Raw genomic sequence first — 24,598 nt, 5'->3', positions numbered from 1 at the left:
CAGGACACTGCCGCTGTCCATTGCAGCGGCTGACCGGCGCTGCTTGCCGATGAGCGGTAGCCCTGCCCAGTTGGAGAGCCACCATGAGCATGAATCAGGATCACATCGTCGCGGATATCGGCCTGGCCGATTACGGCCGCAAGGAACTTACCATCGCAGAAACGGAAATGCCGGGGCTGATGTCCTGCCGCGAAGAGTTTGGTTCGTCCAAACCTTTGGCCGGCGCCCGCATTTCGGGTTCGCTGCATATGACGATCCAGACCGGCGTCTTGATCGAAACCCTGAAGGTCCTCGGCGCCGATGTTCGCTGGGCCTCCTGCAATATCTTTTCCACCCAGGATCACGCGGCCGCGGCAATTGCCGCGACGGGGATCCCGGTCTTTGCCGTGAAGGGCGAGTCCCTGACGGAATACTGGGATTATACGGACCGCATCTTCCAGTGGAGCGATGGCGGCGTGTCGAACATGATCCTGGATGACGGTGGCGATGCCACCATGTACATCCTGCTGGGCGCCCGCGCCGAGGCCGGTGAAGACGTCTTGTCCAATCCCGGCTCGGAAGAAGAGGAAATCCTGTTCGCGCAGATCAAGAAGCGGCTGCAGGCCTCGCCTGGCTGGTTCACCAAGCAGCGCGATGCCATCAAGGGCGTGACGGAAGAGACCACGACCGGCGTCCACCGCCTGTATGACCTGGCCAAGAAGGGTCTCCTTCCCTTCCCGGCCATCAATGTGAACGATTCGGTCACGAAGTCGAAATTCGACAACAAATATGGCTGCAAGGAATCCCTGGTAGACGGCATTCGCCGCGCAACCGATGTGATGATGGCCGGCAAGGTCGCCGTCGTCTGCGGCTATGGCGATGTCGGCAAGGGATCGGCCGCGTCGCTGGTCGGTGCCGGTGCCCGCGTGAAGGTGACCGAAGTCGACCCGATCTGCGCGCTTCAGGCCGCCATGGACGGTTTCGAAGTGGTGAAGCTGGAAGACGTTGTTTCCTCAGCGGATATTTTCATCACCACCACCGGAAACAAGGATGTCATCCGCATCGAGCACATGCGCGAGATGAAGGATATGGCAATCGTCGGCAATATCGGTCACTTCGACAATGAGATCCAGGTCGCAGCCCTGCGCAATCTGAAGTGGATGAACATCAAGCCCCAGGTGGACATGATCGAATTCCCGAAGGGCAATCGGATGATCCTGCTCTCGGAAGGCCGCCTGCTCAATCTGGGCAATGCGACCGGCCATCCGTCCTTCGTGATGTCGGCCTCCTTCACCAATCAGGTCCTCGGACAGATCGAGCTCTTCACCAAGACGCAAGAGTACAAGCCGGGGGTCTACATCCTGCCAAAGCACCTCGACGAAAAGGTCGCTCGCCTGCACCTGGCCAAGCTTGGCGTGACGCTGACGGAACTTTCCGAGGAGCAGGCGGCCTATATCGGCGTCTCCCGTCAGGGTCCCTTCAAGTCGGATCACTACAGATACTAATCTAAGCCGACTAATCCACAAGATATGGTAGCCGCAAGCTTGACACGCTTGCGGCTTTCTTTTTTCCTCTCTGCCCTTTGCCGAAATTTGCGAAGCAGATATTGTTTCAGCACTCGATTCGCGGTCCGGACCTCGTCCCCGCGATCAGGGATGTCTTGTCGATGAGCGGCACTTGGACGGAGACAGACCAAAATGGCGGCACAATTCACGGCTCTGCTCCGGCAGGCTAAGACCGATGACGGCAACGCGGAGCCGGCATTCGGTGGACTATGGGTGGCGGAACACGTGACAGCAAAAAGACTATCTGGCCTGGGTCGGACGAGGCCCCTCAGGTCCCTGGGGCGCGTGTATCATCTGGCCAGAGCCGCCCTGACGGGCACGGCCCTGTCAGGCATGGCGGGAATTGCGCTGGCGCAGGACGCCCGGCTGCCGGCGACGCGGCTCTTCACGTCCTCCGAGGTCATCTTCTCGTCGATGACGATCGGTGCGATCGCCGCGGCCCTTCTGTCGACCATCTGGCTGCTGCGTCAGCGAACCCATATGGAGGCCGAGAGCCAGGAAATCCGCGGCGCCCTTTCGGACGCGCAGCAGAAGGTTTCGAAATACGAGGCGCTGATTGCGGAAAAGAACCGCCGCATCGTCATCTGGGAAGCAGGCCCCTCGCGCGCTGAGTTTCTCGGGCAGCTTCCGGCGGAAACGGGCGCGCCTGCCGAGGGCAAGGACTTCCTCGCCTTTGGCAAATGGCTGCGGGCGCATTCGGCGGCCGAACTCGAACATGCCGTGGAGGCTCTGCGCGGCCAAGCCCGCAGCTTCGACATGGTGGTGGAGACAAATCGCGACGAGATTCTTGAAGTGCAGGGCCGCGTCTCCGGCGGCAAGGCCTTTGTCCGCTTCATTGCTCTGGACAATCTGCGTGCCGAACTGGCCGAGTTGAAGATCGAGCGGGAGCGGCTGGTCTCGTCGATCAACCTGTTCCAGTCCCTCCTCGACGCCTTGGAACAGCCGGTCTGGCATCGTGACCGCGACGGCAACCTCGCCTGGGTCAACCATGCCTATAGCGACGCCGTGGAGGCCACCAGCCCGGCCCAGGCGGTCGAAGAGGGCCGGGAATTCCTCGGCACCATCGCGCGGGAAACCATTCGTGCGACGACAACCGGCGATTCACCGTATCATGACCGCGTCTCGACGGTGATTCGCGGCAACCGGACCGTCTTCGATGTCGTCGATGTTCTCAGCCGCGCCGGCTCTGCCGGCATGGCGCTCGACGTCTCGGAAGCGGAATCGGTCAAGGCCGAACTCAACCGCACCCTCAAGAGCCATGCGGAAACGCTGGATCATCTGGCAACGCCGGTGGCGATCTTCGACCGCGACCAGCGCCTGCAATTCTACAATCAGGCCTTCGTGCGACTGTGGGATCTGGACCTCGGCTTCCTTGAAAGCCGGCCGGATCACAATGAGCTTCTGGACAGGCTGCGAAGCCAGAACAAGCTGCCCGAACAGCTGAACTGGCGCAACTGGAAGGAAAGCGTCCTTTCCGTCTACCGCGCCCTCGATACGCAGACCAATCGCTGGCACCTGCCGAACGGGCAGACGCTGCAGGTCATCGCGACGGCCCATCCTCAGGGCGGCGCAACCTGGGTCTTCGAAAACCTTACCGAGCAGGTCGATCTGGAGACCCGCTACAACACGCTGGTGAAGGTCCAGGGCGAAACCATCGACCATTTGGCCGAAGGGGTTGCCGTTTTCGGACCGGACGGACGCATCCGCCTGTCCAATCCGGCCTTCCGCGCGCTCTGGGGCCTGACGGAGGACCAGACCCGGCCGGGAACGCATATTCGCGCCATCGAGGCGGCCTGCGCCGCGGAATATGACAAGCCGGACGGCTGGCGCCACTTCGGCCAGATGCTGACCAATTTCGACGATGAACGGTCGTCGCTGCAGGGCACGTTCGAGCTGTTCTCGGGAATTGTCCTCGATTACGCCGTCATCCCGCTGCCGAATGCGCAGACAATGCTGACCTTCGTCAACATGACGGACAGCGCCCGCGCCGAACGCGCCCTGAAAGAAAAGAACGAGGCGCTTCGCAAGGCCGACGAGTTGAAGAACGACTTCGTGCAGCATGTGTCTTACGAACTGCGTTCACCGCTGACCAATATCATCGGTTTCACCGATCTTCTGAAGACGCCGGGCGTCGGTTCGCTGAATGATCGGCAGGCGGAGTATGTCGATCACATTTCCACCTCGTCATCGCTTCTGCTGACGATCGTGAACGATATTCTCGACCTTGCGACGGTCGATGCCGGCATCATGGAACTGACCTATTCCGAGATGGACATCGACGATCTGCTCGACGATGTCGCCATGCAGATCGCCGACCGTTTGCAGGACAATGGCGTGATGCTCGAAATCGTGGCGCCGAAGGGACTGGGCACCATCATTGCCGACCAGCAGCGCCTGAAGCAGATTCTCATCAAGCTCATCACCAATGCCGCCAATTTCTCGCCGGAGGGCTCGACGATCACGCTGAGCAGCTGGCGCGAGGGCAATGACTTCTTCTTCTCAGTCTCCGACAAGGGGCCAGGCATTGCGGAAGACATGCTGAAGTCGGTCTTCGACCGTTTCTCCAGCGGCAAGGGCGGCAAGCGCAGCGGCGCGGGGCTCGGCCTCTCCATCGTAGAGAGCTTCGTTCACCTGCACAGAGGCAATGTGAAGATCGAGAGCCAGGCCGGTCACGGCACCACCGTCACCTGCCGCATCCCCAGCGGCGCAACCTTCCGCTCCGTCGCCGCCGAATGAATCATGATCATCTGATCGGTATAGACCTCGCGGACGAGGCGGACACCATCCGCCTCGGCGAGGACCTGGCGCGGGCGCTTGCCGCGGGCGATTGCCTTGCGCTATCCGGCGAGGTGGGCGCGGGCAAATCGACGCTCGCACGGGCTTTCCTGCGCGCTCTGGCAGACGACCCGCACTTGGAAGTGCCAAGCCCGACCTTCACCCTCGTCCAGACCTATGATCTGCGGATCCGGGTTTCGCATTTTGATCTCTATCGCCTGGCGGACGGCTCCGAACTTCACGAACTGGGTTTCGACGAAGCCCTGCAGGACGGCATATGCCTGGTGGAATGGCCCGAAATGGCGGATCGGGATCTGCCGCGCGAGCGCATCCGCCTTCAGCTTGCGCATAAGCAGGATGGCAAGGGCCGCCATGCGCTGATCGATGCCGCTCCCGCTGCCCGGGCGCGGATCGAGCGGACGCTCTCCATCCGTCGCTTCTTGAGGGCTCACGGGCACGGCCAGTCGGAGCGGCGCTTTCTCAGCGGCGATGCCTCTTTCCGGGTCTATGAAACGATCACTCCCCTCGAAGGGAGCGACCTGATCCTTATGGACTGGCCGCGCAGGCCGGAAGGCCCTGCGGTCTTCGAGGGCAAACCCTATCCCAAAGTCGCCCATCTCGCCGAAGACGGCTATCCCTTCGTCGCCATTGCCCATCACCTGCGCAGCATTGGCCTTCTTGCGCCGCAGGTCCTGGCGGTGGATTACGACCAGGGCCTGATGCTTCTGGAAGATCTCGGCCAGGTTGGCGTTCTTGACGATCAGGGACGGCCGGTCCTGCAGCGTTATCGTGCAGCTATCGTAAGCCTCGCCCATCTGCACAGTACAAAACCGGTTGCCGAGATACCGGTCACGCCCGACCATGTCCATGCCATTCCCGCTTTCGATCCCGTAGCGATGAAGATCGAAACGCGTCTGCTGTTGGACTGGTATCTGCCCTGGCAGCGCAAGGGAATTGCGGCAAGCGATGCGGAGCGGGCAGACTATGGCCGCATCTGGGACGATCTGATCGCCGCTCTTTCCGGCACAGAGCAGCATCTGCTGCTGCGGGATTATCATTCTCCCAACCTGCTCTGGCAGCCGGAGCGGCAGGCGCCGCAGCAGGTCGGCCTCATCGATTTCCAGGACGCGATGATCGGTCCAACCGCTTACGACGTCGCATCCCTGGTCCAGGATGCACGCGTTACCATACAACCGGACATGGCGCGTCTTCTGCTCGACCAATATGTGGAAAAGCGGCGCGCCCAAGGCAATTTCGATCTCGAAGCGTTCGAGAAGGCCTTTGCCATCATGTCGGCGCAGCGTAATTGCAAGCTCGCCGGACTCTGGGTGCGCCTGAAGGAACGGGACGGCAAGCCCGGCTACCTGCAGCATATGCCGCGGACTCTCGCCTATCTGAACACGGTTCTTTCCCATCCGGTCCTTGCGCCGCTCCGCCAATGGATGGCACAAGCAGGCATAGACTTCGATCATTCCAAGGCTTGATCCAAATGACTGTCGAAAACGCGATGGTGCTGGCCGCCGGGCTTGGCACACGCCTGCGGCCCTTGACCGACCAGATGCCCAAGCCGCTCGTTCCGGTCGGCGGCCGCCCCATGCTGGATTACGTGCTCGATGCCATTGCGCAAGCCGGCATTTCCACCGTCGCGATCAATGTGCATCACCATGCCGACCAGATGGAGGACTATCTCGGCCGCCGGTCGGACCTGCGCGTCCTGATCTCGGACGAGCGCGGCCAGCTGATGAACAATGGCGGCGGCCTGGCCAAGGGGCTGAAACTTCTGCCTTCCGGGCCGGTCCTCGTGATGAATGCCGATCTCTTCTGGATCGGCGACGGGGCCGGGGACCTGTCGAACCTGCGCCGGCTGATAGCCGGATTCGATGACCGTATCATGGATATGCGGATGCTGTGCGCTCTTCCCGATCATGTGGTCTGCCATGCCGGCAAGATGGACTTCAGCATGTCGAGCGAGGGTCGCCTTACGCGGTATCGGGACGGCGATGACAATCCGGTAGTCTATGCGGGCGCTTTCGTCATGCATACCGATTTCATGGCGGATGCACCGGACACGCCCTTCAACCTCAACCTCACTTTCGACAAGGCGATTTCCCGGTCCCGGCTTTTCGGTCAGGCACTCGACGGACATTGGCTGACCGTCGGCTCGCCGGAGGAACTTGCGCAGGCGGAACGGTTCCTCGCTGCATTCAGGGCCGGAGGGTGATCATGAACGGACAGCGGCAGAAACGTATCCTCACCGTTCCGCCCTCCGTTCCATTTCTGCGGACCGTGGCGGCAGGCCTGTGTGACGGGCGGCTTCTTCCGTCTTTCCGCTACGATGAAAGCGACCCGCTCTCTTTGTCGAAGGTCACGATCTATGTCCCGACCCGGCGCGCCGCCCGCGTCCTTCGATCGGAATTCGTCGAGCTCCTGGGTGGCCGGGCGACGATCCTGCCGATGATCCGGCCGCTCGGGGAGACCGACGAGGATAGCGGCTTTTTCGATGTGGCGGCACCCGAGGAAATGAACATGGCGGTGCCGATCAGCGCCACCGCCCGCCTTCTGGAGCTGGGTCGCCTGATTCTAGCTTGGCGCAACGCCCTGCCCCAGGCCATCACCGACATTCACCGCGATTCGCCGCTGGTGGCGCCGGCAAGCCCTGCCGATGCCGTCTGGCTGGCACGCGCACTGGCAGAGCTGATCGATGCAATCGAAACGGAGGAACGCGACTGGAGCGACCTCGAGCGCCTGCAGACGGCCGAGCATTCGCTCTGGTGGCAGTTGACGGCCGAGTTCCTGAAGATCGCGAGCGCCTTCTGGCCTGCTCGCCTGGAGGAGCTTCGACGCTCTTCGCCGGCAAAGCACCAGGCGGCCATCATCAATGCCGAGGCTCGCCGCATTGCCGAGCGTCGTCACGATGGCCCGGTCATCGTGGCCGGTTCGACGGGACCGGTTCCGGCCGCCGCCCATCTCATTGCCGCGATTTCAGATTTGCCCTATGGCGCCGTGGTTCTTCCGGGTCTCGATCTATCCATGCCGGACGAGGAATGGACCATGCTTGGCAGGGGCGCCGAGGGTCTGAAGCCCGACCCCACCAGCCGTAGCCATCCCCAATACGGCCTCTACCGGCTGCTCCAGCGGCTTCAGGTCCTGCGGCGCGACGTCGGCACGCTCGGGGAGGCGCCGGCCGACCTGGAGCAGCGATCGACCCTCCTGTCGCAAGCGCTGGCACCTGCGGAGGCGACGGACCGGTGGACGGCCTGGAGACAGGCTCGTGACCCGCACGCCGTGCGCGCCGCCTTTGCCGATGTGTCTTTGGTGGAGGCGGCGAATGAACGGGAGGAGGCAGCTGCGATCGCAATCGCCTTGCGTCTTGCATTGGAAGAGCCCGGCGCAGATGGCCCCGCCCAGGCCGCGCTGATCACCCCCGATCGCGCGCTGGCGCACCGGGTGACAGCAGAGCTCGCACGGTTCGGCATCACGGCGGATGATACGGCCGGCACGCCGCTCCTGGCAACGCCGCAGGGGCGGCTTTTGACACTGGCACTGGAGGCCATTCTCAGGCCGGGCGATCCGGTGGCCATCACCGCGCTTCTCAAACATCCCATGGCCTGTTTCGGCATGGCGGAGAGCGCATGCAGGCCGGCACGCGAGGCGCTTGAACTTCTCGCGCTGCGCGGCGGCACCGGCCAGCCGGATATTGCCGCACTGGTTGCGCTGCTCGATCGACGACTGCAGGAGGATGCCCAGGACCGCCATCCGCCGCAATGGCGGCTGTCGCTGCCGGACGAGGCAGCGGACCTGGCGCTGCGGCTGGCGGAACGGATCGAGGCGGCCGTGCAGCCGCTGGCAGATGCCATGATGACGAGGCAGCCGGATCGGAAGCGCGTCTCGGCAAGACTGACGCTATCGGACTGGGCGACCCGAACCGGTCGCGTGCTGGAGGCGATTGCCGTACAGGATGGCGGCGACCTGCGCCCTCTCTGGCTGGGCGAAGCGGGGGAGCGCCTGTCCGGCGTCCTGGCGGAAATCATCGGGACGGACGGCCAGATCGAGGCGGACGGTCCGCAATGGATCGACATCATCACTGCGCTGCTGACCGCTGAAGCCGTGAAGCCGCGCCAGCTCAGCAATCCGCGGGTCTTCATTTTCGGCACGCTGGAATCGCGTCTGCAGAGAGTGGATACCATGATCCTCGGGGGACTGAACGAGGGATCCTGGCCGGACCAATCGGGCAATAACCCTTTCCTGTCGCGCAGCATGAAGACCGATATCGGCCTTGAGCCGCCGGAACGCAAGATCGGCCAGCTTGCACATGATTTCGAAATGTCCAACGGCACCCGGCGGCTGATCTACACCCGTTCCCTGCGCAAGGGCGGAGCACCGACCGTGGCCTCGCGCTGGTTGCAGCGGCTTCTGGCACTGGGCGGCGAGGATCTGGCAAAGGATCTGCGCAGCCGTGGCGCCGTCTTCCGGCAATGGGCGCAGCAGATCGACGCGACGGAGCCCAGCCTGCGGCAATTACTGTCGAAGCGCCCCTCGCCGCGCCCGCCTGCAGATCTGCAGCCGCGGCAATATTCGTTCAGCGAAGTGGGGCGGCTCCGGCGCGACCCCTATTCGATCTATGCCAGACGCATCCTCAAGCTGGATTCGCTGCACCCGTTCAACCAGGATCCGGGCGCCGCCGAGCGCGGGACCCTGTATCACCGGATCATCGACCGCTATACCAGGATCGGCGCTCTCCCCGGAACGCCGCATGCAGGGGAAGTCCTTCTCAGGATCACCGAGGAGGAATTCGATCGCGCGCAACTGCCGCCGCATATCGACCAGGTCTGGCGGCCGCGGTTTCGCGAGGTGGGCCGCGCCTTCCTGAAATGGGAGGCGGAGCGCGCGCCAGATATCCGCTCGACCTTCACCGAAGTCCCGGCCGGTTTCGAACTGGCGGATGCTGCGATCCGGCTTACGGGCATTGCCGACCGGATCGACATCAAGGGCTCGGGCGATGCGGATATCATCGATTACAAGACCGGGCTCAACCCCTCCTCCGCCCAGGCGCGAGCCCTTCTCGATCCGCAATTGGCGCTGGAAGCGGCGGCTCTGCGAGCCGGTGCCTTCCGCGCCGTCGGCACCAGGCAGCCGGACCAGTTGCTCTATGTCCGGCTGCGTCCCGGCGAGCGTTTCACGTGCAACAAGGTCAATAATGAAGAGGCCCGCACCCGTGGCTCCACGCCTCCGAAGTCGGCTATCGATCTCGCGGAGGATTCGATCGAGCAGTTGACCGTTCTGGTCAAACGCCTGCGCGACAACAGCATCGGGTTTGCCTCGCGGGTCATCCCGGTCCTGCAACGCGACTTCGGTGGCGATTACGATCATCTTGCACGGGTGGCCGAATGGTCCACGGCAGATGAAGACGAAGGCGATAGTGATGAATGACGCGGCTCTCGATTCGCTTGGCCATGATCCGCACCAGTGGCTGACCTGGACGGCGCGCCAGCAGGCTCTGGCCTCGGATCCGCAAAACTCCGCCTGGGTCTCCGCCAATGCCGGTTCCGGCAAGACTCATGTCCTGACGCAGCGCGTCATCCGGCTTCTGCTGGCCGGATGCCGCCCCGCGGCCATTCTCTGCCTGACCTACACCAAGGCCGCCGCATCGGAAATGTCCAACCGCGTGTTTCAGCGCCTTGCGGAATGGGCCGTCCTGTCGGACGAGGCATTGGAAGCGCGCATTTTCGAGATCGAGGGCGAGCGGCCGGACGCCTTCAAACTTGCCGATGCACGCCGGCTGTTCGCCAAGGCCCTTGAGACACCGGGCGGTTTGAAGATCCAGACCATCCATGCCTTCTGCGAGGCGCTGCTTCACCAATTTCCGCTCGAGGCAAATGTTGCGGGCCATTTCTCCGTTCTGGACGATGTCTCGGCCTCCGCGCTTCTGGCTGAGGCGCGTCGCTCGCTTTTGACGGCAACGGCGGTCGAGAATGATCCGCGTCTGGCGCAGGCCTTTGCCCTGGCTCTGGATCTTGGCGATGAAACCGGTCTTGAAACGCTGCTGGCCGACATCGTGGCGAACCGAACTGCCATACAGCGTTTCCTCACACTCGCTCGAAACCAGGATGGCCTGGAAGATACGCTGCGGCGCGCCATCGGTCTCTCCGCCAGCGATAGCGAAGCTTCGGTGCTCGCCAAATACTGGCCGCTTCCCGGCCTTGACGGTACCCGCCTTACATCTTTTCTCGATCTCGCGGATGCCAAGGGCGGCGCCAAAGCCGCCGAGGTGGCCTTTCTTCTGCGAAAGGCCGCGGCGGAACCGCAACCTCAGCCCCGGGCGCGGCTGCTGGAGGGCATCTTCCTCACCCAGTCCGGGCAGCCGAAAGCCGATTCGTCCCTCTTCACCAAGGCCATGGTCACGGCGGCACCGGAGCTTGCGGAGGCCGTGGCCGACGCGCGTGCCCATGTGCTTGAGTGCCGGGAGACGCTGACGAGGATGCGCATGTTCTCCGCCACCTGCGCCGCACTTGCACTCGCAGAGCGGCTGAATGCCGACTATGAGGAATTGAAGCGGCGGCGCAGCTTTCTCGATTTCGAGGACTTGATCAACCGCACCGCGGAGCTCCTGACGCGCGAGGGGGTTGGCGCCTGGGTTCACTACAAACTCGATCAAGGAATTGATCACATTCTGGTGGACGAGGCGCAGGATACGAGCCCCATTCAGTGGAGCGTGATCCAGTCTCTGGCCGAGGATTTCTTCACCGGCCGCAGCGCCCGCGAGACGAAGCGGACCATTTTTGCGGTAGGAGACGAGAAACAGTCAATCTACTCATTTCAGGGCGCGCGGCCCGAGCGCTTCGCGGAGGAGCGAAGCCTGACGGAAACCCGGGTGGGCCGGAGCGGTCAGGCCTTCCATCCGGTGCGCCTCCCCCTCTCCTTCCGCTCGACCGCCGATATCTTGAGCGCTGTCGACCAGGTCTTTTCGGTGGCCGATCACGCGCGCGGACTGAGTGCCATTGGCGATCCCGTCATCCATCGCTCCAACCGGATCGGCCATGCCGGCGCCGTCGATCTGTGGGACACCGTCGTTCCCGATACGGCGGAGATGGAGGAAGACTGGACCGCGCCCTTCGATACCACGCCGGACAAGGCGCCCGCCGCCATCTTGGCCGGCCGGATTGCCAATCATATCGGGACGCTAGTCGGTCGCGAGCCGATCATCGACAAAGGCCGGGAGCGGATGATTCGTCCGGGCGATATCCTGGTTCTGGTGCGCAAGCGCGATGCCTTCGTCAACGCGCTGACCCGTGCACTGAAGCGCCGCGGCGATATTCCCATTGCCGGTGCCGATCGCCTGCGGCTCGCAAGCCATATCGCGGTGCAGGACCTCATGGCGCTGGCGCGCTTCTTGCTGCAGCCTCACGACGATCTGTCGCTAGCGGCCTGTTTGAAAAGCCCGCTCTTCAACCTCAGTGAAGATGATATCTTCAAGATCGCGGCGGAACGGCCGGAGCGCACCAGTGCCTGGGAGCATCTGTGCGGGCTGGCAGACCAGGGAGACGAACCGCTTGCCGCCGTGCGGGAAAACCTTGTCCGCCTGAGACATATGGCCGAACAATGCGGCGTTCACGACTTCTTCGCGCGGGTGCTGGGAGCCGAGGGCGGGCGGCAGAAATGGCTTTCGCGGCTTGGCAGCGAAGCCGGCGACATCCTGGACGAGTTCCTCAGTCTGGCGCTCGACCATGAGGACCAGGCGCTACCCGGCCTGCAGAGTTTTGTCTCGACGCTGGAACTCGAATCGCCGGAAATCAAACGCGAACAGGATAGTGGCCGCAACGAGGTGCGCATCATGACGGTGCACGCCTCCAAGGGGCTCGAAGCCCCGGTTGTGTTCCTGGTGGACCCCGGCTCCAAGGCCTTCATTGCCAGCCATGTCCCGAAATTCCGCTTTCTTCGGCTGAATAGGATGGAAGTTCCCGCCTGGATCCCCGACAAGAGCCTCGCCAATAGCTTAAGCGCAGCCGATGACGAGCGCCTGAAACAATCCGCCGAGGAGGAATATCGCAGGCTGCTCTATGTCGGCATGACCCGCGCCGCCGATCGGCTGATCGTGTGCGGCTATAGGGGCAAGCGTGAGAACGACGAGAGTTGGCAGGCCATGATCGCGCACGCCCTGTCTGCCGATACCGAGCGCTGCAAGGCGGCGGAATTCAGCGATACCGAAGGTAGCTGGACCGGATACAAATGGCGCCTCAACACGCCGCAGCTCAGGCCTGTCGAGCGCCTGGCAGAGGAGGCCCAGGCGCCGGCGAGGGCCGACCTGCCGCCAGCGCTGTTTATGCCAGTGCCGCCCGCACCACCGCTTCCGCGTCCGCTGAGCCCATCCGGTGCCGGCCTGTTGATCGAAGACGACAGAGACGAGATTGGCTTTGTCTCGCCCCTCTTCGCGCCGCAACAGCCATCCGGCACCGGTCAGAGCATTGCGAGCCTTGCCCTGCAGAAAGGGCGGTTGATCCACCGCATGCTGCAGGTTCTGCCCGGGATAGAACCAGCTGAGAGGGCCGCGGCGGCGCAGCGTTACCTCGAGCGCAAGGCCGCCTATTGGCCGGCTCAAGAGCGGGAGACGGTTCTCGCCGCGGTTCTTGGCGTTCTCTCAAAGCCGGATATCGAGATCCTGTTCTCCGCCCATGCGCAGGCGGAAGTCTCGATCATGGGGAAACTGACCCGAAAGGGCCGCGACTATGCCGTTTCCGGCCGGCTCGACCGCCTGGTGGTGACCGAAGACGGCCGGGTGATCATCCTGGACTTCAAGACGGACTGTTTCCCCCCGAAGACATCTGCCGAGGTGCCGTTCACCCATCGCGCCCAGATGGCGGTCTATGCGGAGATCCTGAAGCCGCTTTATCCCAACCACCAGATTGCCTGCATCTTGGTTTACACCGAAAATGCGAGCCTGCTGGAGCTGTCGGACAGCATGCTTGCCTCGACGCTTGAAGAACTCATGACAAAGTGAGATAGCCAAGCATTGAATTTGTCCGGCCGCCGCATCACATTGATGCCAACACCCATTGAAGGAGAGCCCCATGGCTACCGTGAAAGTCGATAACGCCAACTTTCAATCCGAGGTTCTGGAGGCGTCCGAGCCTGTGATCGTGGATTTCTGGGCCGAATGGTGCGGCCCGTGCAAGATGATTGGTCCGAGCCTCGAGGAAATTTCGACGGAATTGGCCGGCAAGGTGAAGATCGCCAAGCTGAACATTGACGAGAACCCGGAACTGGCCGCCAAGTTCGGCGTGCGTTCGATCCCGACTCTTGCCATGTTCAAGGGCGGCGAAGTGGCCGATATCAAGGTTGGCGCAGCGCCGAAGACGGCCCTCTCCAGCTGGATTTCCGGCGCCGTGTGACGGCCTGCCCGCGAGCTCCAGTGCTTGCAGTTGAATGAAAACAGCCCGGTCTTGACCGGGCTGTTTTCATATCGGCGCTTTGTCAGGCGGGCGGGGTTCCGTTGGCGGCAAGCACATTGCCCGCCAGATAAAGGGAACCACCGATGAGGATGCGCGGCGGCGCATCGCCTTCCAGCTGGCGATCGGATATTTCCGTCAATGCCTCCGCCACCGTCGAATGGGGTTCTGCGACAAGCCCGGCATCGAAGGCCGAATTGGCCAGAGCGACGGGATCCAGCCCAGCATCGCTGCCGAAGATCGGAACGGTGAACACGCATTCCGCAATATCGGCAAAGGCGCGAAAATAACCCACCGGATCCTTCGTGTTCAACATGCCGGTGATCAGGTAGAGCGGCCGCGGCTGCTTTTCCTCGAAGGCCGCCATGGCCTCCGCGATGACCTCTCCTGCGCCTGGATTATGACCGCCATCCACCCAGATCTCGGCGCCCTTCGGCGCCAGCGGAATGAGCGATCCCTCGGTGAGGCGCTGAAGACGACCCGGCCATTCGACATTCAGCATGGCCTGCTCCATCATGATCTCGGTCACCTCAAATCCGGCAGCCCTTACAGCCCGGATGGCAGCCGCCGCATTGGCGAGCTGATGACGGCCCGGAAGCCTCGGCAAAGGCAGGTCTGCCAAGCCACGATCATCCTGATAGATCAGGCGGCCGAATTCTTCATGCGCGGAAAAATCCTGTCCGTAGACAGAGAGCGGACAGCCCAGCCGTTCCGCTGTGGCGACCAAGACCTCTTCCGCCGCGTCGAACTCCTGGTGGCCGATCACCACCGGACAGCCCTTCTTCATAATGCCGGCCTTCTCGGCCGCGATCAGCTCCACACGGTCCCCAAGATAGGCCTGGTGGTCGAATGAAATCGGCATGATGACCGAAACGGCCGGGCGATCCACGACATTGGTGCAATCCAGGCGGCCGCCCATGCCCACTTCGATGATGACGGCATCGGCGGGACTTTCCGAAAACAGGAGGAAGCCGGCAGCAGTCAGAATCTCGAACACGGTGATGGCCTGTCCGGCATTCGCCTCGGCCACCCGCCGCAAGGCATCCGCCAGCAGCGAATCGGCCACCAGCTGTCCCGGTTCGCCGGTGCGGCCCATGCGATAGCGCTCATGCCAATGAACGAGGTGCGGAGAGGTGTGCACATGCACAGCATGCCCGCCCGCCTCCAGAAGCGCGCGGCTGAAGGCCGATACCGATCCTTTGCCATTGGTGCCCGCAACATGGATCATCGGCGGCAGACGATCCTGCGGATTGCCGAGCACGTCGAGAAGACGCCGCATCCGCCCCAGGGTCATGTCGAAACCCTTGGGGTGCAGTTTCATCAAGTCGTTGATGACGGTCTCTGCCTCGCTCTGGGCATTCTTATTCATCAGCATCCCCGAGGCTCTGCCGCATGTCAGGCCGTCAACGCCAGGGACTGGTCGTGATCGGCAGGCTGCTTCATCATGATACGCAGCAAAGATGACAGGGTCTGCGCCAGATCGTGCCGTTTGACCACCATGTCCACCATGCCGTGCTCCAGCAGATATTCCGATGTCTGGAAGCCTTCCGGAAGCTTTTCGCGCAGGGTCTGCTCGATGACGCGCTTGCCGGCAAAACCGATTTCCGCCCCGGGTTCGGCAATATGCACATCCCCCAGCATGGCATAGGATGCCGTCACGCCGCCCGTCGTCGGATTGGTCAAAACGACGATGTAAGGCAGGCCTGCTTCCTTCAGCATGTCGATCGCCACTGTGGTGCGCGGCAATTGCATCAGCGAGAGAATGCCCTCCTGCATGCGCGCGCCGCCGGAGGCCGGGAAAATGACGAGCGGGCAGCGTTCGGCAAGCGCGCGTTCGGCAGCCTTCACGATCGCCTCGCCCGCAGCCATGCCGAGCGATCCGCCGATGAAGTTGAACTCGTGAACGACGGCAACGAGGTCGACATTATTCACCTTGCCGAGGCCGGCAAGGATCGTGTCTTCCTGATCCGTCTTGATGCGGCTGTCCTTCAGGCGATCGCTGTATTTCTTCGAGTCGCGGAATTTCAAAGGGTCCTGCGCCACCTTGGGCTGCGGCAGTCTCTCGAAGACGCCGCCATCGAAAAGATCCGTCAGGCGCGCCTTGGCGGGCATCTTCATGTGATAGCCGGAGGCTGGAATGACCCACTTATTGTCTTCCAGATCCTTGTGAAAGACCATTTCGCCCGTTTCCGGGCATTTGATCCAGAGGTTTTCCGGCACTTCCCGACGACCAAGCATCGAATTGATCTTGGGGCGCACATAGTTGGTGATCCAGTTCACGGACAAGACTCCTGATTGACCATCGTCAATGTGGTGAGATTATTCGGCAGCAACAAGGCGGGCTGCGCGCACGCCGCTTGCCAGGCCCTTAACCAGCGTCGTGACGGCAGACACCGTATGCTCCGTCGCCTGGTTTTCCGCGGTCAGGCTGCCGGCGACCTGCGCGACGATGGCGGATCCTACCACGACACCATCGGCCGCCGCGCCGATCGCTTTGGCATGATCGGCCGTCTTGACGCCGAAGCCGACGCAGACCGGCAGATCCGTATGGGCCTTGATGCGCTGAACGGCGGCACCAACCCGCGAGGGATCCGGCAGGGCCGATCCGGTAATACCGTTCATCGAGACGTAATAGACGAAACCCGACGTGTTGCGCAGGACGGTGGTCAGCCGCTTTTCATCCGTCGTCGGCGTTGCAAGCCGGATGAAGTTGACGTTTTTCGAAAGGGCCGGAAGGCAGAGTTCGTCGTCCATTTCCGGCGGCAGGTCGACGACGATCAATCCATCAATGCCGGCCTCCAGTGCCGCATCCAGAAAGGTTTCGACGCCCATATTGTAGATGGGGTTGTAATAGCCCATCAGGACGATCGGCGTCTCCTGGTCGTCCCGACGGAAATCGCGGGCGAGATCCAAAGTCTTCGACAGGGTCTGCCCGCCGGCAAGCGCCCGCTGCCCCGCAAGCTGGATGGCGGGGCCATCGGCCATCGGATCCGAAAAGGGCATGCCAAGCTCGATCACATCGGCGCCGGAGGCCGGCAGGGCTTTCATGATGGCGAGCGAGGTGGCGTAATCCGGATCGCCGCCCATCATGTAAGTGATCAGGGCCGGGCGACCTTCGGATTTCAATTCGGCAAAGCGTTTATCCATGCGTGCAGTCATGATCAGAGACCCATTCCCAAAATCTTGCCAACCGTAAAGATGTCCTTGTCGCCACGGCCACAGAGGTTCATCAGGATGATCTGGTCCTTGTCCATGGTCGGTGCACGCTTGATCACTTCAGCCAGCGCATGGCTCGGCTCCAGTGCCGGGATGATCCCTTCGGTGCGCGTCAGCATCTGGAAGGCGGCCAGGGCTTCGTCGTCCTTGATCGGCACGTAGTCGACGCGTCCGCTATCCTTCAGCCAGGAGTGCTCGGGACCGATTCCGGGATAATCGAGGCCTGCGGAGATCGAATGTCCTTCCTTGATCTGCCCGTCGTCATCCTGGAGCAGATAGGTGCGGTTGCCATGCAGGACGCCGGGGCGGCCGGCCGTCAGAGAGGCGCAATGCTCCTCGCCGTCGAGACCCTTGCCGCCGGCCTCGACGCCTACGATGCGAACCGTCTCATCGTCCAGGAAAGGATGGAAGAGGCCGATGGCGTTCGAACCGCCACCGACGGCCGCGACCAGCATGTCCGGCAGGCGCCCTTCGGCGGCCATCATCTGCTCGCGCGCTTCCTTGCCGATCACCGACTGGAATTCGCGGACCATTTCCGGATAAGGATGCGGACCGGCCGCTGTCCCGATAATATAGTAGGTATCCTCGACATTCGTCACCCAGTCACGCAGGGCCTCGTTCATCGCGTCCTTCAGCGTGCCGTGCCCCGAGGTCACCGGCTTGACCTCCGCACCCAGCAGCTTCATGCGAAAGACGTTCGGCGCCTGCCGCTCGACATCGGTCGCACCCATATAGACGACGCAGGGAAGGCCAAAGCGTGCCGCAACGGTTGCCGAGGCAACGCCGTGCTGGCCCGCACCGGTTTCGGCAATAATTCGCTTCTTGCCCATGCGCTTGGCCAAAAGGATCTGGCCGATGCAATTGTTGATCTTGTGGCTGCCCGTGTGGTTCAACTCGTCGCGCTTGAAATAGATCTTCGCGCCACCGAGCTCGGCAGTCAGCCGTTCGGCGAAATAGAGCGGGCTCGGGCGCCCGATGTAATGGGTGCCGAGATGGGCGAGCTCCGCCTGGAAGGCTGCATCCGTCTTGGCCTTGTTCCATTCCGCCTCGAGATCGAGAATCAGCGGCATCAAGGTTTCGGCGACGAAGCGTCCGCCATAGATCCCGAAGCGACCATCTTCGTCAGGTCCGGCCCGGAAGGAATTGGGTTTGAGTGGCTGGTTCACGACTTCACTCCCTGTGATTCATTTGCGCGCCACTGATCGATCGCGTCGAAAAAGGCGTTGATCTTGGCGGGGTCCTTCACGCCAGGCGCGCTCTCCACGCCGGATGACAGGTCCAGGCCGCGGGCGCCGGTGAGGGTCAGAGCCTCGCCCGCATTTTCCGCATTCAGCCCTCCGGAAAGCATGTAATCGACGTTTCCGTCAAGCGCGGAGAGAATGGTCCAGTCAAAGGAAACGCCGTTGCCGCCAGGAAGATCCGAGCCGTGCGGCGCCTTGGCATCGAGAAGGAAGCGGTCTGCCAGACCTTCATAGGCCGAAAGCGTACGCAGATCCTCGCGCGTCCGCACCGAAACGGCCTTGATGACCGGCAGTCCGAACATGGCCTTCACATTCAGCACCCGCTCCGGCGTCTCGGCGCCGTGCAGTTGCAGGATGTCGGGCTTCAGATAGGCGATGATCTCTTCCAGTTCCTCATTATCGGCATTCACGGTGACAGCGACGATCTTTGCCCGCCCGCGCACCCGATCAGCAAGGCTGGCGGCGGTCAAAGCGTCGATGTTCCGCGGGCTTTTCTCAAAGAAGATGAAGCCGATGTGGTTCGCCCCCCGCGCGACGGCGAGATCGATCGCTTCGGCTGTCTTCAAACCGCATATTTTGATGTCTGGCGTCATGAGAGGCGAACTTGCACGAATCGCGCCGCAAGTCGAGGGTAATTGGTCGAGACGCTGTTCACCTGCGAAGACTGGCTCAGCTGAAATCGATCGCGTGAAGCTGGGAGCCATGCGCCTTCAACCACCGCCTTGCCCGCTCCATATCCGGGCAGAGACTCGCACACAGCGCCCAGAATTGCGGACCGTGATTCATCTCCCTCAGATGGGCGACTTCATGAGCTGCGAGATAATCGATGACGTAATCCGGCGCCATGACGATTCGCCAGGAAAAACTAAGGCTACCATCCCAGGTGCAGGATCCCCACCGGCTGCGGGTGTCCTTCATCGTCACCGATTTGATCGGCTTGCCGATCCGTCCCGCATAAATGGCGGAAAGACGCTCCAGATCATAGCGCGCCTCCTTCTTGAGAAAGGCTTCCAGCCGCCGGCCAAGATGACCTTCGAGACCACTCACCCGGATAACGGGTTCGCCCTCCTCCTCGGCAACTTCCGTCAGCCCGCGAAGCGTTCCGGTATGGACGATGCGATGCGCGACGCCCCGCAAGAGAAGCGTGCCGCCTGGGCCCAAGGCCTGGCTATTGGAGAATTTCGAGAGCTTGGTGCGCAGCCAGCCGTCGTGTCGCGCCAGAAAGGCGTCGATCTCCCGCGCCCGAAGCCCGGTCGGCACCGTCAGCCGAAGCGCCCGCCCGCCCGGCTCGATCCGCAGGGTCATTCGCGTCGCCCGCGCATGCTCACGGATGGTCAGCGGCAGCGACCTGTCGCCGACCGACAGCAGCCGCTCCTCCTTCCGGAGCGGCTTCGGCGACTTGCCGGCCTTTGATCGGGGCTTGGTGAGCAGCGAAAACATGATTCACGATTATCCGATTCGCGAGGGGAATGAATCCATCATTTCTTCGCAGTGGCCGCGCGAGGCGCGGACGGGAGAGGTCAAATCAGGCCAGAGAGTGTGGCACGCCGAAATTGCCGAGCTGCACATAGGAAAAGGCCGGCACTTTCGGTGCCGGCCCCTCGATATCGCGGTTACGCCGCTCACTCAGACGGCAGGGAAATTCCCCTCGCCGGTGCGGTTGCCGCGTTCGCGCATGAAGCGGTCGAATTCTTCCTGGTCCTTGGCGCGGCGCAGCTCGCGGAGATAGGAGTCGAATTCCTGGCGCATCTCATCGAGCTTGCGGCGCTGCTCTTCCATGCGGTCGAGCTCAGCCTTGCGCCAATCGTCGAAAGCCATATTGCCGGTTGCGAAACCCGCACCGGCAGGACGGCGGTTCGAGCGACGGCAGCTTGCGAAGAAACTGTCGGCCCGTTCATTGGCATTGCGTTTGAAGTCGCTCAGACGATCACCGTAGATAATATAGGCGAGCATGGCCAGGCCGAGAGGCCAGAAGACCACGAAGCCGAGAACCATGAGGGCGATCGTTGCCGGAGTCCAATCCGGCCGGATCCATGCAGACTGGTTCATTGGTCGTGTTACCTTGTTTGTGGCAGACAGGCAGGATGCCTGTCGCTGACAATCGATGTGGTAACGCGCAAACGCAGCTTCAAGAAAGCAACCCGATCACATCCCGGAAGCCCTTGGGATTGCTCGGCAAAATCATGCAGGAGACAAGCGCAACAAGCGCGACTGGCGCGTTATCTAGCGCGCTTTGCCGCCCTTGATGACGCGTGGAACGACCGGCTTGGCAACATCGCGCGAATGCTGCTTGGCAAAGGCGAGGATTCGCGGCGCAATTTCCCGCCGGAAGCGGGAGCCGTTGAAGACGCCGTAATGGCCGACATCCGGCTGAACATAATGCTGGCGCATGGTATCAGGAATATTGGTGCAGATGGTCTGTGCTGCCTGGGTCTGGCCGACGCCGGAGATATCGTCGTTCTCGCCTTCGATGGTCAGCAGCGCCACGTTCTTGATCCGGGTCGGGTCGACACGGCGATCCCGATGCATCATGTCCCCCTTCGGCAGGGCGTGCTTGATGAACACGGTATCGACGGTCTGCAGGTAGAATTCGGCCGTCAGATCCATCACGGCGAGGTATTCGTCGTAGAAGTCCCGGTGCTTTTCGGCAGACTCGCCGTCATTCTTCACCAGGTGCTGGAAGAAATCCTTCTGCGCAATCAGGTGCCGGTCGAGGTTCATCGACATGAAACCGGAAAGCTGCAGGAATCCGGGATAAACGGGACGCATGAAACCGGCATGCGGCCAGGGAACCGTCATAATGACATTGTCCTTGAACCACGAGAGCGGCCGTTCCTGTGCCAACTGATTGACAGCCGTCGGATTGATCCGGGTGTCGATTGGGCCGCCCATCAGGGTCATTGATGCCGGGGCCAGGGGATCTTCGCGATCTTCCATAACCGCAGCTGCGGCAAGAACCGGAACCGATGGCTGGCAGACGGCGACCACATGCGTATCCGGGCCCAGATGATGGATCATGTCGATGACGTAATCGATATAGTCGTCGAGGTCGAACTGGCCATCCGTAACCGGGACGATGCGAGCATCCTGCCAATCGGTGATATAGACGTCAGCGCCCTTGATCAGCGCCTCCACCGTTCCCCGCAGAAGCGTGGCGTAGTGGCCCGACATGGGCGCGACGATCAGGATCTTGGGTCCCCGATCCAGACCGGCCGAAAGGTCCCGGGCGAAATGCAGGAGGTCGCAAAACGGCCTCGACCACACGACCTTTTCCGTCACATCGACCTGTTCCCCCTGCACCACCGTCGTGGGCAGGCCGAAATCCGGCTTGCCATAGCGCCGGGTGGCCCGCTCGAAGACCTCGAGACCGGCGGCCATGGTGCGGCCCCAGGTGGTTTCCGAAAGCGGGTTCAAGGGATTGCTGTAGAAGAAGCGCAAGGCTTCCGTTGCTGCGCGATAAGGCGCCATGGCCGCGTGGTTCAACTCGTAGAGTTGGTAGAACATGCAAGGCCACCTTTCTTCTGGTTTGGCAGACCGGTCTTCTTACGTGACAGATCGGCGATCTTGAACCGCTCTTCTGCTTCTAACAGGCAAGAGTTAACGTATCAGAGTGCGTTGCAGCGCAACATAGCGCAATATCTGCGGCGGGAAAGGCAAAGGAAGCATCTGTGAGCCATCGCGGTATCGCGTGGCGAAACTTTAGGTCATGCAGCAAAATATTGCGATGATTGGACATACGGCGTCGTGGACGGGATAACGCATCAACTATCGATCATGTTTCACGTGAATCAATCCACAGAAAAGATTCACGTGAAACAAAATTTGATTAGATGTCGAGGTTGGCGACGCTCAGCGCATTTTCCTGAATGAACTCGCGCCGCGGTTCGACTTCGTCTCCCATAAGGCGGGCGAAAAGGCCATCTGCATCGGTGGCGTCATTCACCTTGACCTGCAACAGGGAGCGGACATTCGGATCGAGCGTCGTTTCCCACAATTGCTCGGCATTCATTTCGCCCAGACCTTTGTATCGTTGCATGGACAGGCCCTTGCGGCCGGCGGCAAAGACAGCATCCAGAAGAGCCCGCGGACCCGAGATTTCCGTTTGACCCTCTTTCCGCGACAGCTTGGGAGGAACCGCATAGATGTCCCGGAGGCGGGACGTCATCTGGTCGATATGGCGCGCATCGGCGGAGCCGATCAAAGCCACATCCAGAACGGCGACTTCCTTCACGCCGCGCACCATTCGTTCGAAGCGCAGGCCGCCCTCATTGGTGACATGGCCGCTCCAGCCGCGCTCGGTCTCTTCGGCAATCAGATCCAGCCGCCGTGCGACATCCGCGGCCGTGGCCTCGGCCCGCTCGCGATTGTCCGTCAGATCAGGATTGAGAGCGCCGGCAATGGCTGCCTGCTCCACGATCGACCGGCTGTAGCGGGAATGGAGTCCCTCCAGCAGGCTGCGCATGCGCAGCGCGTCGCTGATGACATCGCGCAGATCGGCACCAGCCCGCACCTCGCCGGAGCCGAGGGTCAGGGTCGCTTCTTCGAGGCCCTGCCCGATCAGATAGTCTTCAAGCGCCTTCTCATCCTTCAGATATTGGACGGATTTGCCGCGTGTCACCTTATAAAGCGGAGGCTGAGCGATATAGAGGTGCCCGCGCTCGATCAGTTCAGGCATCTGGCGGAAGAAGAAGGTCAGCAGCAAGGTGCGAATATGGGCGCCATCCACATCGGCATCGGTCATGATGATGATCTTGTGGTAGCGCAACTTGTCGGCGTTGAATTCATCCTTGCCGATCGACGTGCCGAGCGCAGTGATCAGCGTGCCGATTTCGTGGCTGGACAGCATCTTGTCGAAACGCGCGCGCTCGACATTGAGGATCTTGCCGCGCAGCGGCAGGATGGCTTGGCTTTCACGCGAACGGCCCTGCTTGGCGGAGCCGCCAGCCGAGTCGCCCTCGACGAGGAAGAGTTCAGACTTGGCGGGATCGCGCTCGGAGCAATCCGCGAGCTTTCCTGGCAGTGACGCGATATCGAGAGCGCCCTTGCGGCGCGTCAGCTCACGCGCCTTGCGCGCGGCCTCGCGGGCGACAGCGGCTTCCACCACCTTGCCGACCAGGATCTTGGCTTGCGCCGGATGTTCCTCGAACCAAGTGCTCAGCGCCTCGTTCACCAGGTTCTCGACCACCGGCCGAACTTCGGAGGAGACCAGCTTGTCCTTGGTCTGCGACGAGAATTTCGGATCCGGCACCTTCACGGACAGCACTGCCGTCAAGCCTTCGCGGCAGTCCTCGCCCTGCAGAGCGACCTTTTCCTTCTTCAGGATGCCGGAACTATCCGCATAGGACGTGACCTGGCGGGTTAGCGCAGCACGGAAGCCGGCCATATGCGTTCCGCCATCCCGCTGCGGGATATTATTGGTGAAGCACAGGACGTTCTCATGATAGCTGTCATTCCACCAGAGGGCGACTTCGACGGAGATACCGTCCTTTTCGCCGCGGATGGCCACGGGCGTATCGACCAGAGGCTTCTTGGCGCGGTCGAGATAGCGCACGAACGCTTCGAGACCGCCATCATAAAGCATTTCTTCCTGACGAATATCCGACTTGCGCTTGTCGGTCAGCAGAATGCGCACGCCGGAATTGAGGAAGGCCAGTTCCCGCAGGCGGTGTTCCAGCGTGCCGTAATCGAACTCGGTCTTGGTAAAGGTTCCGGTGCTGGGCAGAAAGGTCACTTCCGTTCCGGACCGACCCTTGTATTCGCCGGTCACCTTCAACGGTTCATCGGCCACACCGTGGGTGAAGGAAATCTCGTGGATCCTGCCGCTGCGCCGGATGCGGAGCTTCAGCCAGAGCGACAGAGCATTGACGACGGAGACGCCCACGCCATGCAGGCCGCCGGAAACCTTGTAGGAGTTCTGATCGAACTTACCGCCGGCATGCAGCTGCGTCATGATGACTTCGGCAGCCGACACACCCTCGCCGGTATGAATATCCGTCGGGATGCCGCGCCCATTATCCGTCACCGTGACAGAGCCATCCGGGTTGAGCGACACCGTCACCAGATCGGCATGGCCAGCCAGAGCCTCATCGATCGCATTGTCGACGACTTCGTAGACCATATGATGCAGGCCGGATCCGTCATCGGTATCGCCGATATACATTCCAGGCCGCTTGCGCACCGCATCGAGGCCCTTCAGGACCTTGATGGAATCGGCGCCATAGGCTGCACTCGCGCTGTCGCTGACGGGTGTATCGCTCATATTCGACTTTCTAGTTCTTGACTGTCCACGGGGCGTGGCGAATCACCTTTGTCCTGTCACCGGACTATAGGAAGTTCTGCCCCTCATTCCAAAGCGTGGGCACTGAAAACGGGCTTCAGA

The 24,598-nt window shown here is 61.9% G+C and carries 16 protein-coding genes; 7 read left to right on the top strand and 9 right to left on the bottom strand.

Annotated elements, in window-relative coordinates; genetic code table 11:
- Positions 1-83 precede the first annotated feature (83 nt).
- The 7 genes from ahcY (at position 84) to trxA (ending at position 13,705) form a co-directional block, all read left to right on the top strand.
- Positions 84-1,484 carry an adenosylhomocysteinase gene (ahcY, locus tag QTJ18_RS21840; protein WP_252755378.1) on the top strand — a complete coding sequence of 467 codons (1,401 nt, stop codon included), beginning with the start codon at positions 84-86 and terminating at the stop codon, positions 1,482-1,484.
- A gap of 192 nt (positions 1,485-1,676) precedes the next feature.
- A complete protein-coding gene (locus QTJ18_RS21835) occupies positions 1,677-4,280 on the top strand; it encodes a sensor histidine kinase (RefSeq protein ID WP_489667279.1) in 2,604 nt (867 codons plus the stop codon).
- Positions 4,277-5,803 (top strand): tRNA (adenosine(37)-N6)-threonylcarbamoyltransferase complex ATPase subunit type 1 TsaE, encoded by a 1,527-nt coding sequence (gene tsaE / locus QTJ18_RS21830; protein ID WP_252755377.1) that lies wholly within the window; start codon positions 4,277-4,279, stop codon positions 5,801-5,803. The genes QTJ18_RS21835 and tsaE overlap by 4 nt, the downstream gene beginning before the upstream one ends.
- 5 nt (positions 5,804-5,808) lie before the next feature.
- A complete protein-coding gene (locus QTJ18_RS21825; RefSeq protein ID WP_252755376.1) occupies positions 5,809-6,540 on the top strand; it encodes a nucleotidyltransferase family protein in 732 nt (243 codons plus the stop codon).
- Between the two features lie 2 nt (positions 6,541-6,542).
- Positions 6,543-9,749, top strand: coding sequence for a double-strand break repair protein AddB (gene addB / locus QTJ18_RS21820; RefSeq protein WP_252755375.1), 3,207 nt, complete (start codon positions 6,543-6,545; stop codon positions 9,747-9,749).
- Positions 9,742-13,314, top strand: a complete 3,573-nt coding sequence (addA, locus tag QTJ18_RS21815; RefSeq protein WP_252755374.1) for a double-strand break repair helicase AddA — start codon at positions 9,742-9,744, stop codon at positions 13,312-13,314. The genes addB and addA overlap by 8 nt, the downstream gene beginning before the upstream one ends.
- Before the next feature lie 70 nt (positions 13,315-13,384).
- On the top strand, positions 13,385-13,705 hold the full coding sequence (trxA, locus tag QTJ18_RS21810) for a thioredoxin (protein ID WP_252755373.1): 321 nt from the start codon (positions 13,385-13,387) through the stop codon (positions 13,703-13,705).
- Between the two features lie 82 nt (positions 13,706-13,787).
- On the opposite strand, the gene QTJ18_RS21805 is transcribed toward trxA, so the two are convergent.
- The 9 genes from QTJ18_RS21805 to gyrB all read right to left on the bottom strand — a co-directional run bounded on the left by QTJ18_RS21805 (position 13,788) and on the right by gyrB (position 24,478).
- Positions 13,788-15,131, bottom strand: coding sequence for a bifunctional folylpolyglutamate synthase/dihydrofolate synthase (locus tag QTJ18_RS21805; RefSeq protein WP_489667278.1), 1,344 nt, complete (start codon positions 15,129-15,131; stop codon positions 13,788-13,790).
- A gap of 26 nt (positions 15,132-15,157) precedes the next feature.
- On the bottom strand, positions 15,158-16,042 hold the full coding sequence (gene accD / locus QTJ18_RS21800; RefSeq protein WP_252755371.1) for an acetyl-CoA carboxylase, carboxyltransferase subunit beta: 885 nt from the start codon (positions 16,040-16,042) through the stop codon (positions 15,158-15,160).
- Positions 16,043-16,081: 39 nt separating this feature from the next.
- Positions 16,082-16,921: a tryptophan synthase subunit alpha gene (trpA, locus tag QTJ18_RS21795; RefSeq protein ID WP_252755370.1), complete on the bottom strand. Its 840-nt coding sequence runs from the start codon at positions 16,919-16,921 to the stop codon at positions 16,082-16,084.
- 2 nt (positions 16,922-16,923) lie between these two features.
- Entirely contained in the window at positions 16,924-18,144 is a 1,221-nt protein-coding gene (gene trpB, locus QTJ18_RS21790; protein ID WP_252755369.1) for a tryptophan synthase subunit beta, read from the bottom strand.
- The gene (locus QTJ18_RS21785; protein WP_252755368.1) at positions 18,141-18,812 is read right to left on the bottom strand and encodes a phosphoribosylanthranilate isomerase; all 672 of its coding nucleotides are present in this window, start codon (positions 18,810-18,812) and stop codon (positions 18,141-18,143) included. Before QTJ18_RS21785 ends, trpB begins: the two co-directional genes overlap by 4 nt.
- 76 nt (positions 18,813-18,888) lie before the next feature.
- On the bottom strand, positions 18,889-19,659 hold the full coding sequence (locus QTJ18_RS21780; protein WP_252755367.1) for a M48 family metallopeptidase: 771 nt from the start codon (positions 19,657-19,659) through the stop codon (positions 18,889-18,891).
- A 186-nt stretch (positions 19,660-19,845) separates the two neighbouring features.
- The gene (locus QTJ18_RS21775) at positions 19,846-20,268 is read right to left on the bottom strand and encodes a DUF2852 domain-containing protein (RefSeq protein ID WP_252755366.1); all 423 of its coding nucleotides are present in this window, start codon (positions 20,266-20,268) and stop codon (positions 19,846-19,848) included.
- Between the two features lie 174 nt (positions 20,269-20,442).
- Entirely contained in the window at positions 20,443-21,723 is a 1,281-nt protein-coding gene (locus QTJ18_RS21770; protein ID WP_252755365.1) for a polyhydroxyalkanoate depolymerase, read from the bottom strand.
- 322 nt (positions 21,724-22,045) lie between these two features.
- Positions 22,046-24,478, bottom strand: a complete 2,433-nt coding sequence (gyrB, locus tag QTJ18_RS21765) for a DNA topoisomerase (ATP-hydrolyzing) subunit B (RefSeq protein ID WP_252755364.1) — start codon at positions 24,476-24,478, stop codon at positions 22,046-22,048.
- Between the last annotated feature and the right edge of the window lie 120 nt (positions 24,479-24,598).

This window comes from Rhizobium sp. SSA_523, from assembly GCF_030435705.1.
GTDB lineage: Bacteria > Pseudomonadota > Alphaproteobacteria > Rhizobiales > Rhizobiaceae > Neorhizobium.
The sequence above is the reverse complement of the archived record's forward strand: the minus strand, read 5'-3'. Positions and strand labels throughout refer to the sequence as shown.

Bases quoted from the DNA above. Each gene is read 5' to 3' on its own strand.
- ahcY (WP_252755378.1), top strand. From the start codon at position 84: ATGAGCATGAATCAGGATCACATCGTCGCGGATATCGGCCTGGCCGAT.
- QTJ18_RS21835 (WP_489667279.1), top strand. From the start codon at position 1,677: ATGGCGGCACAATTCACGGCTCTGCTCCGGCAGGCTAAGACCGATGAC.
- tsaE (WP_252755377.1), top strand. From the start codon at position 4,277: ATGAATCATGATCATCTGATCGGTATAGACCTCGCGGACGAGGCGGAC.
- QTJ18_RS21825 (WP_252755376.1), top strand. From the start codon at position 5,809: ATGACTGTCGAAAACGCGATGGTGCTGGCCGCCGGGCTTGGCACACGC.
- addB (WP_252755375.1), top strand. From the start codon at position 6,543: ATGAACGGACAGCGGCAGAAACGTATCCTCACCGTTCCGCCCTCCGTT.
- addA (WP_252755374.1), top strand. From the start codon at position 9,742: ATGAATGACGCGGCTCTCGATTCGCTTGGCCATGATCCGCACCAGTGG.
- trxA (WP_252755373.1), top strand. From the start codon at position 13,385: ATGGCTACCGTGAAAGTCGATAACGCCAACTTTCAATCCGAGGTTCTG.
- QTJ18_RS21805 (WP_489667278.1), bottom strand. From the start codon at position 15,131: ATGAATAAGAATGCCCAGAGCGAGGCAGAGACCGTCATCAACGACTTG.
- trpA (WP_252755370.1), bottom strand. From the start codon at position 16,921: ATGACTGCACGCATGGATAAACGCTTTGCCGAATTGAAATCCGAAGGT.
- QTJ18_RS21785 (WP_252755368.1), bottom strand. From the start codon at position 18,812: ATGACGCCAGACATCAAAATATGCGGTTTGAAGACAGCCGAAGCGATC.
- QTJ18_RS21780 (WP_252755367.1), bottom strand. From the start codon at position 19,659: ATGTTTTCGCTGCTCACCAAGCCCCGATCAAAGGCCGGCAAGTCGCCG.
- QTJ18_RS21775 (WP_252755366.1), bottom strand. From the start codon at position 20,268: ATGAACCAGTCTGCATGGATCCGGCCGGATTGGACTCCGGCAACGATC.
- QTJ18_RS21770 (WP_252755365.1), bottom strand. From the start codon at position 21,723: ATGTTCTACCAACTCTACGAGTTGAACCACGCGGCCATGGCGCCTTAT.
- gyrB (WP_252755364.1), bottom strand. From the start codon at position 24,478: ATGAGCGATACACCCGTCAGCGACAGCGCGAGTGCAGCCTATGGCGCC.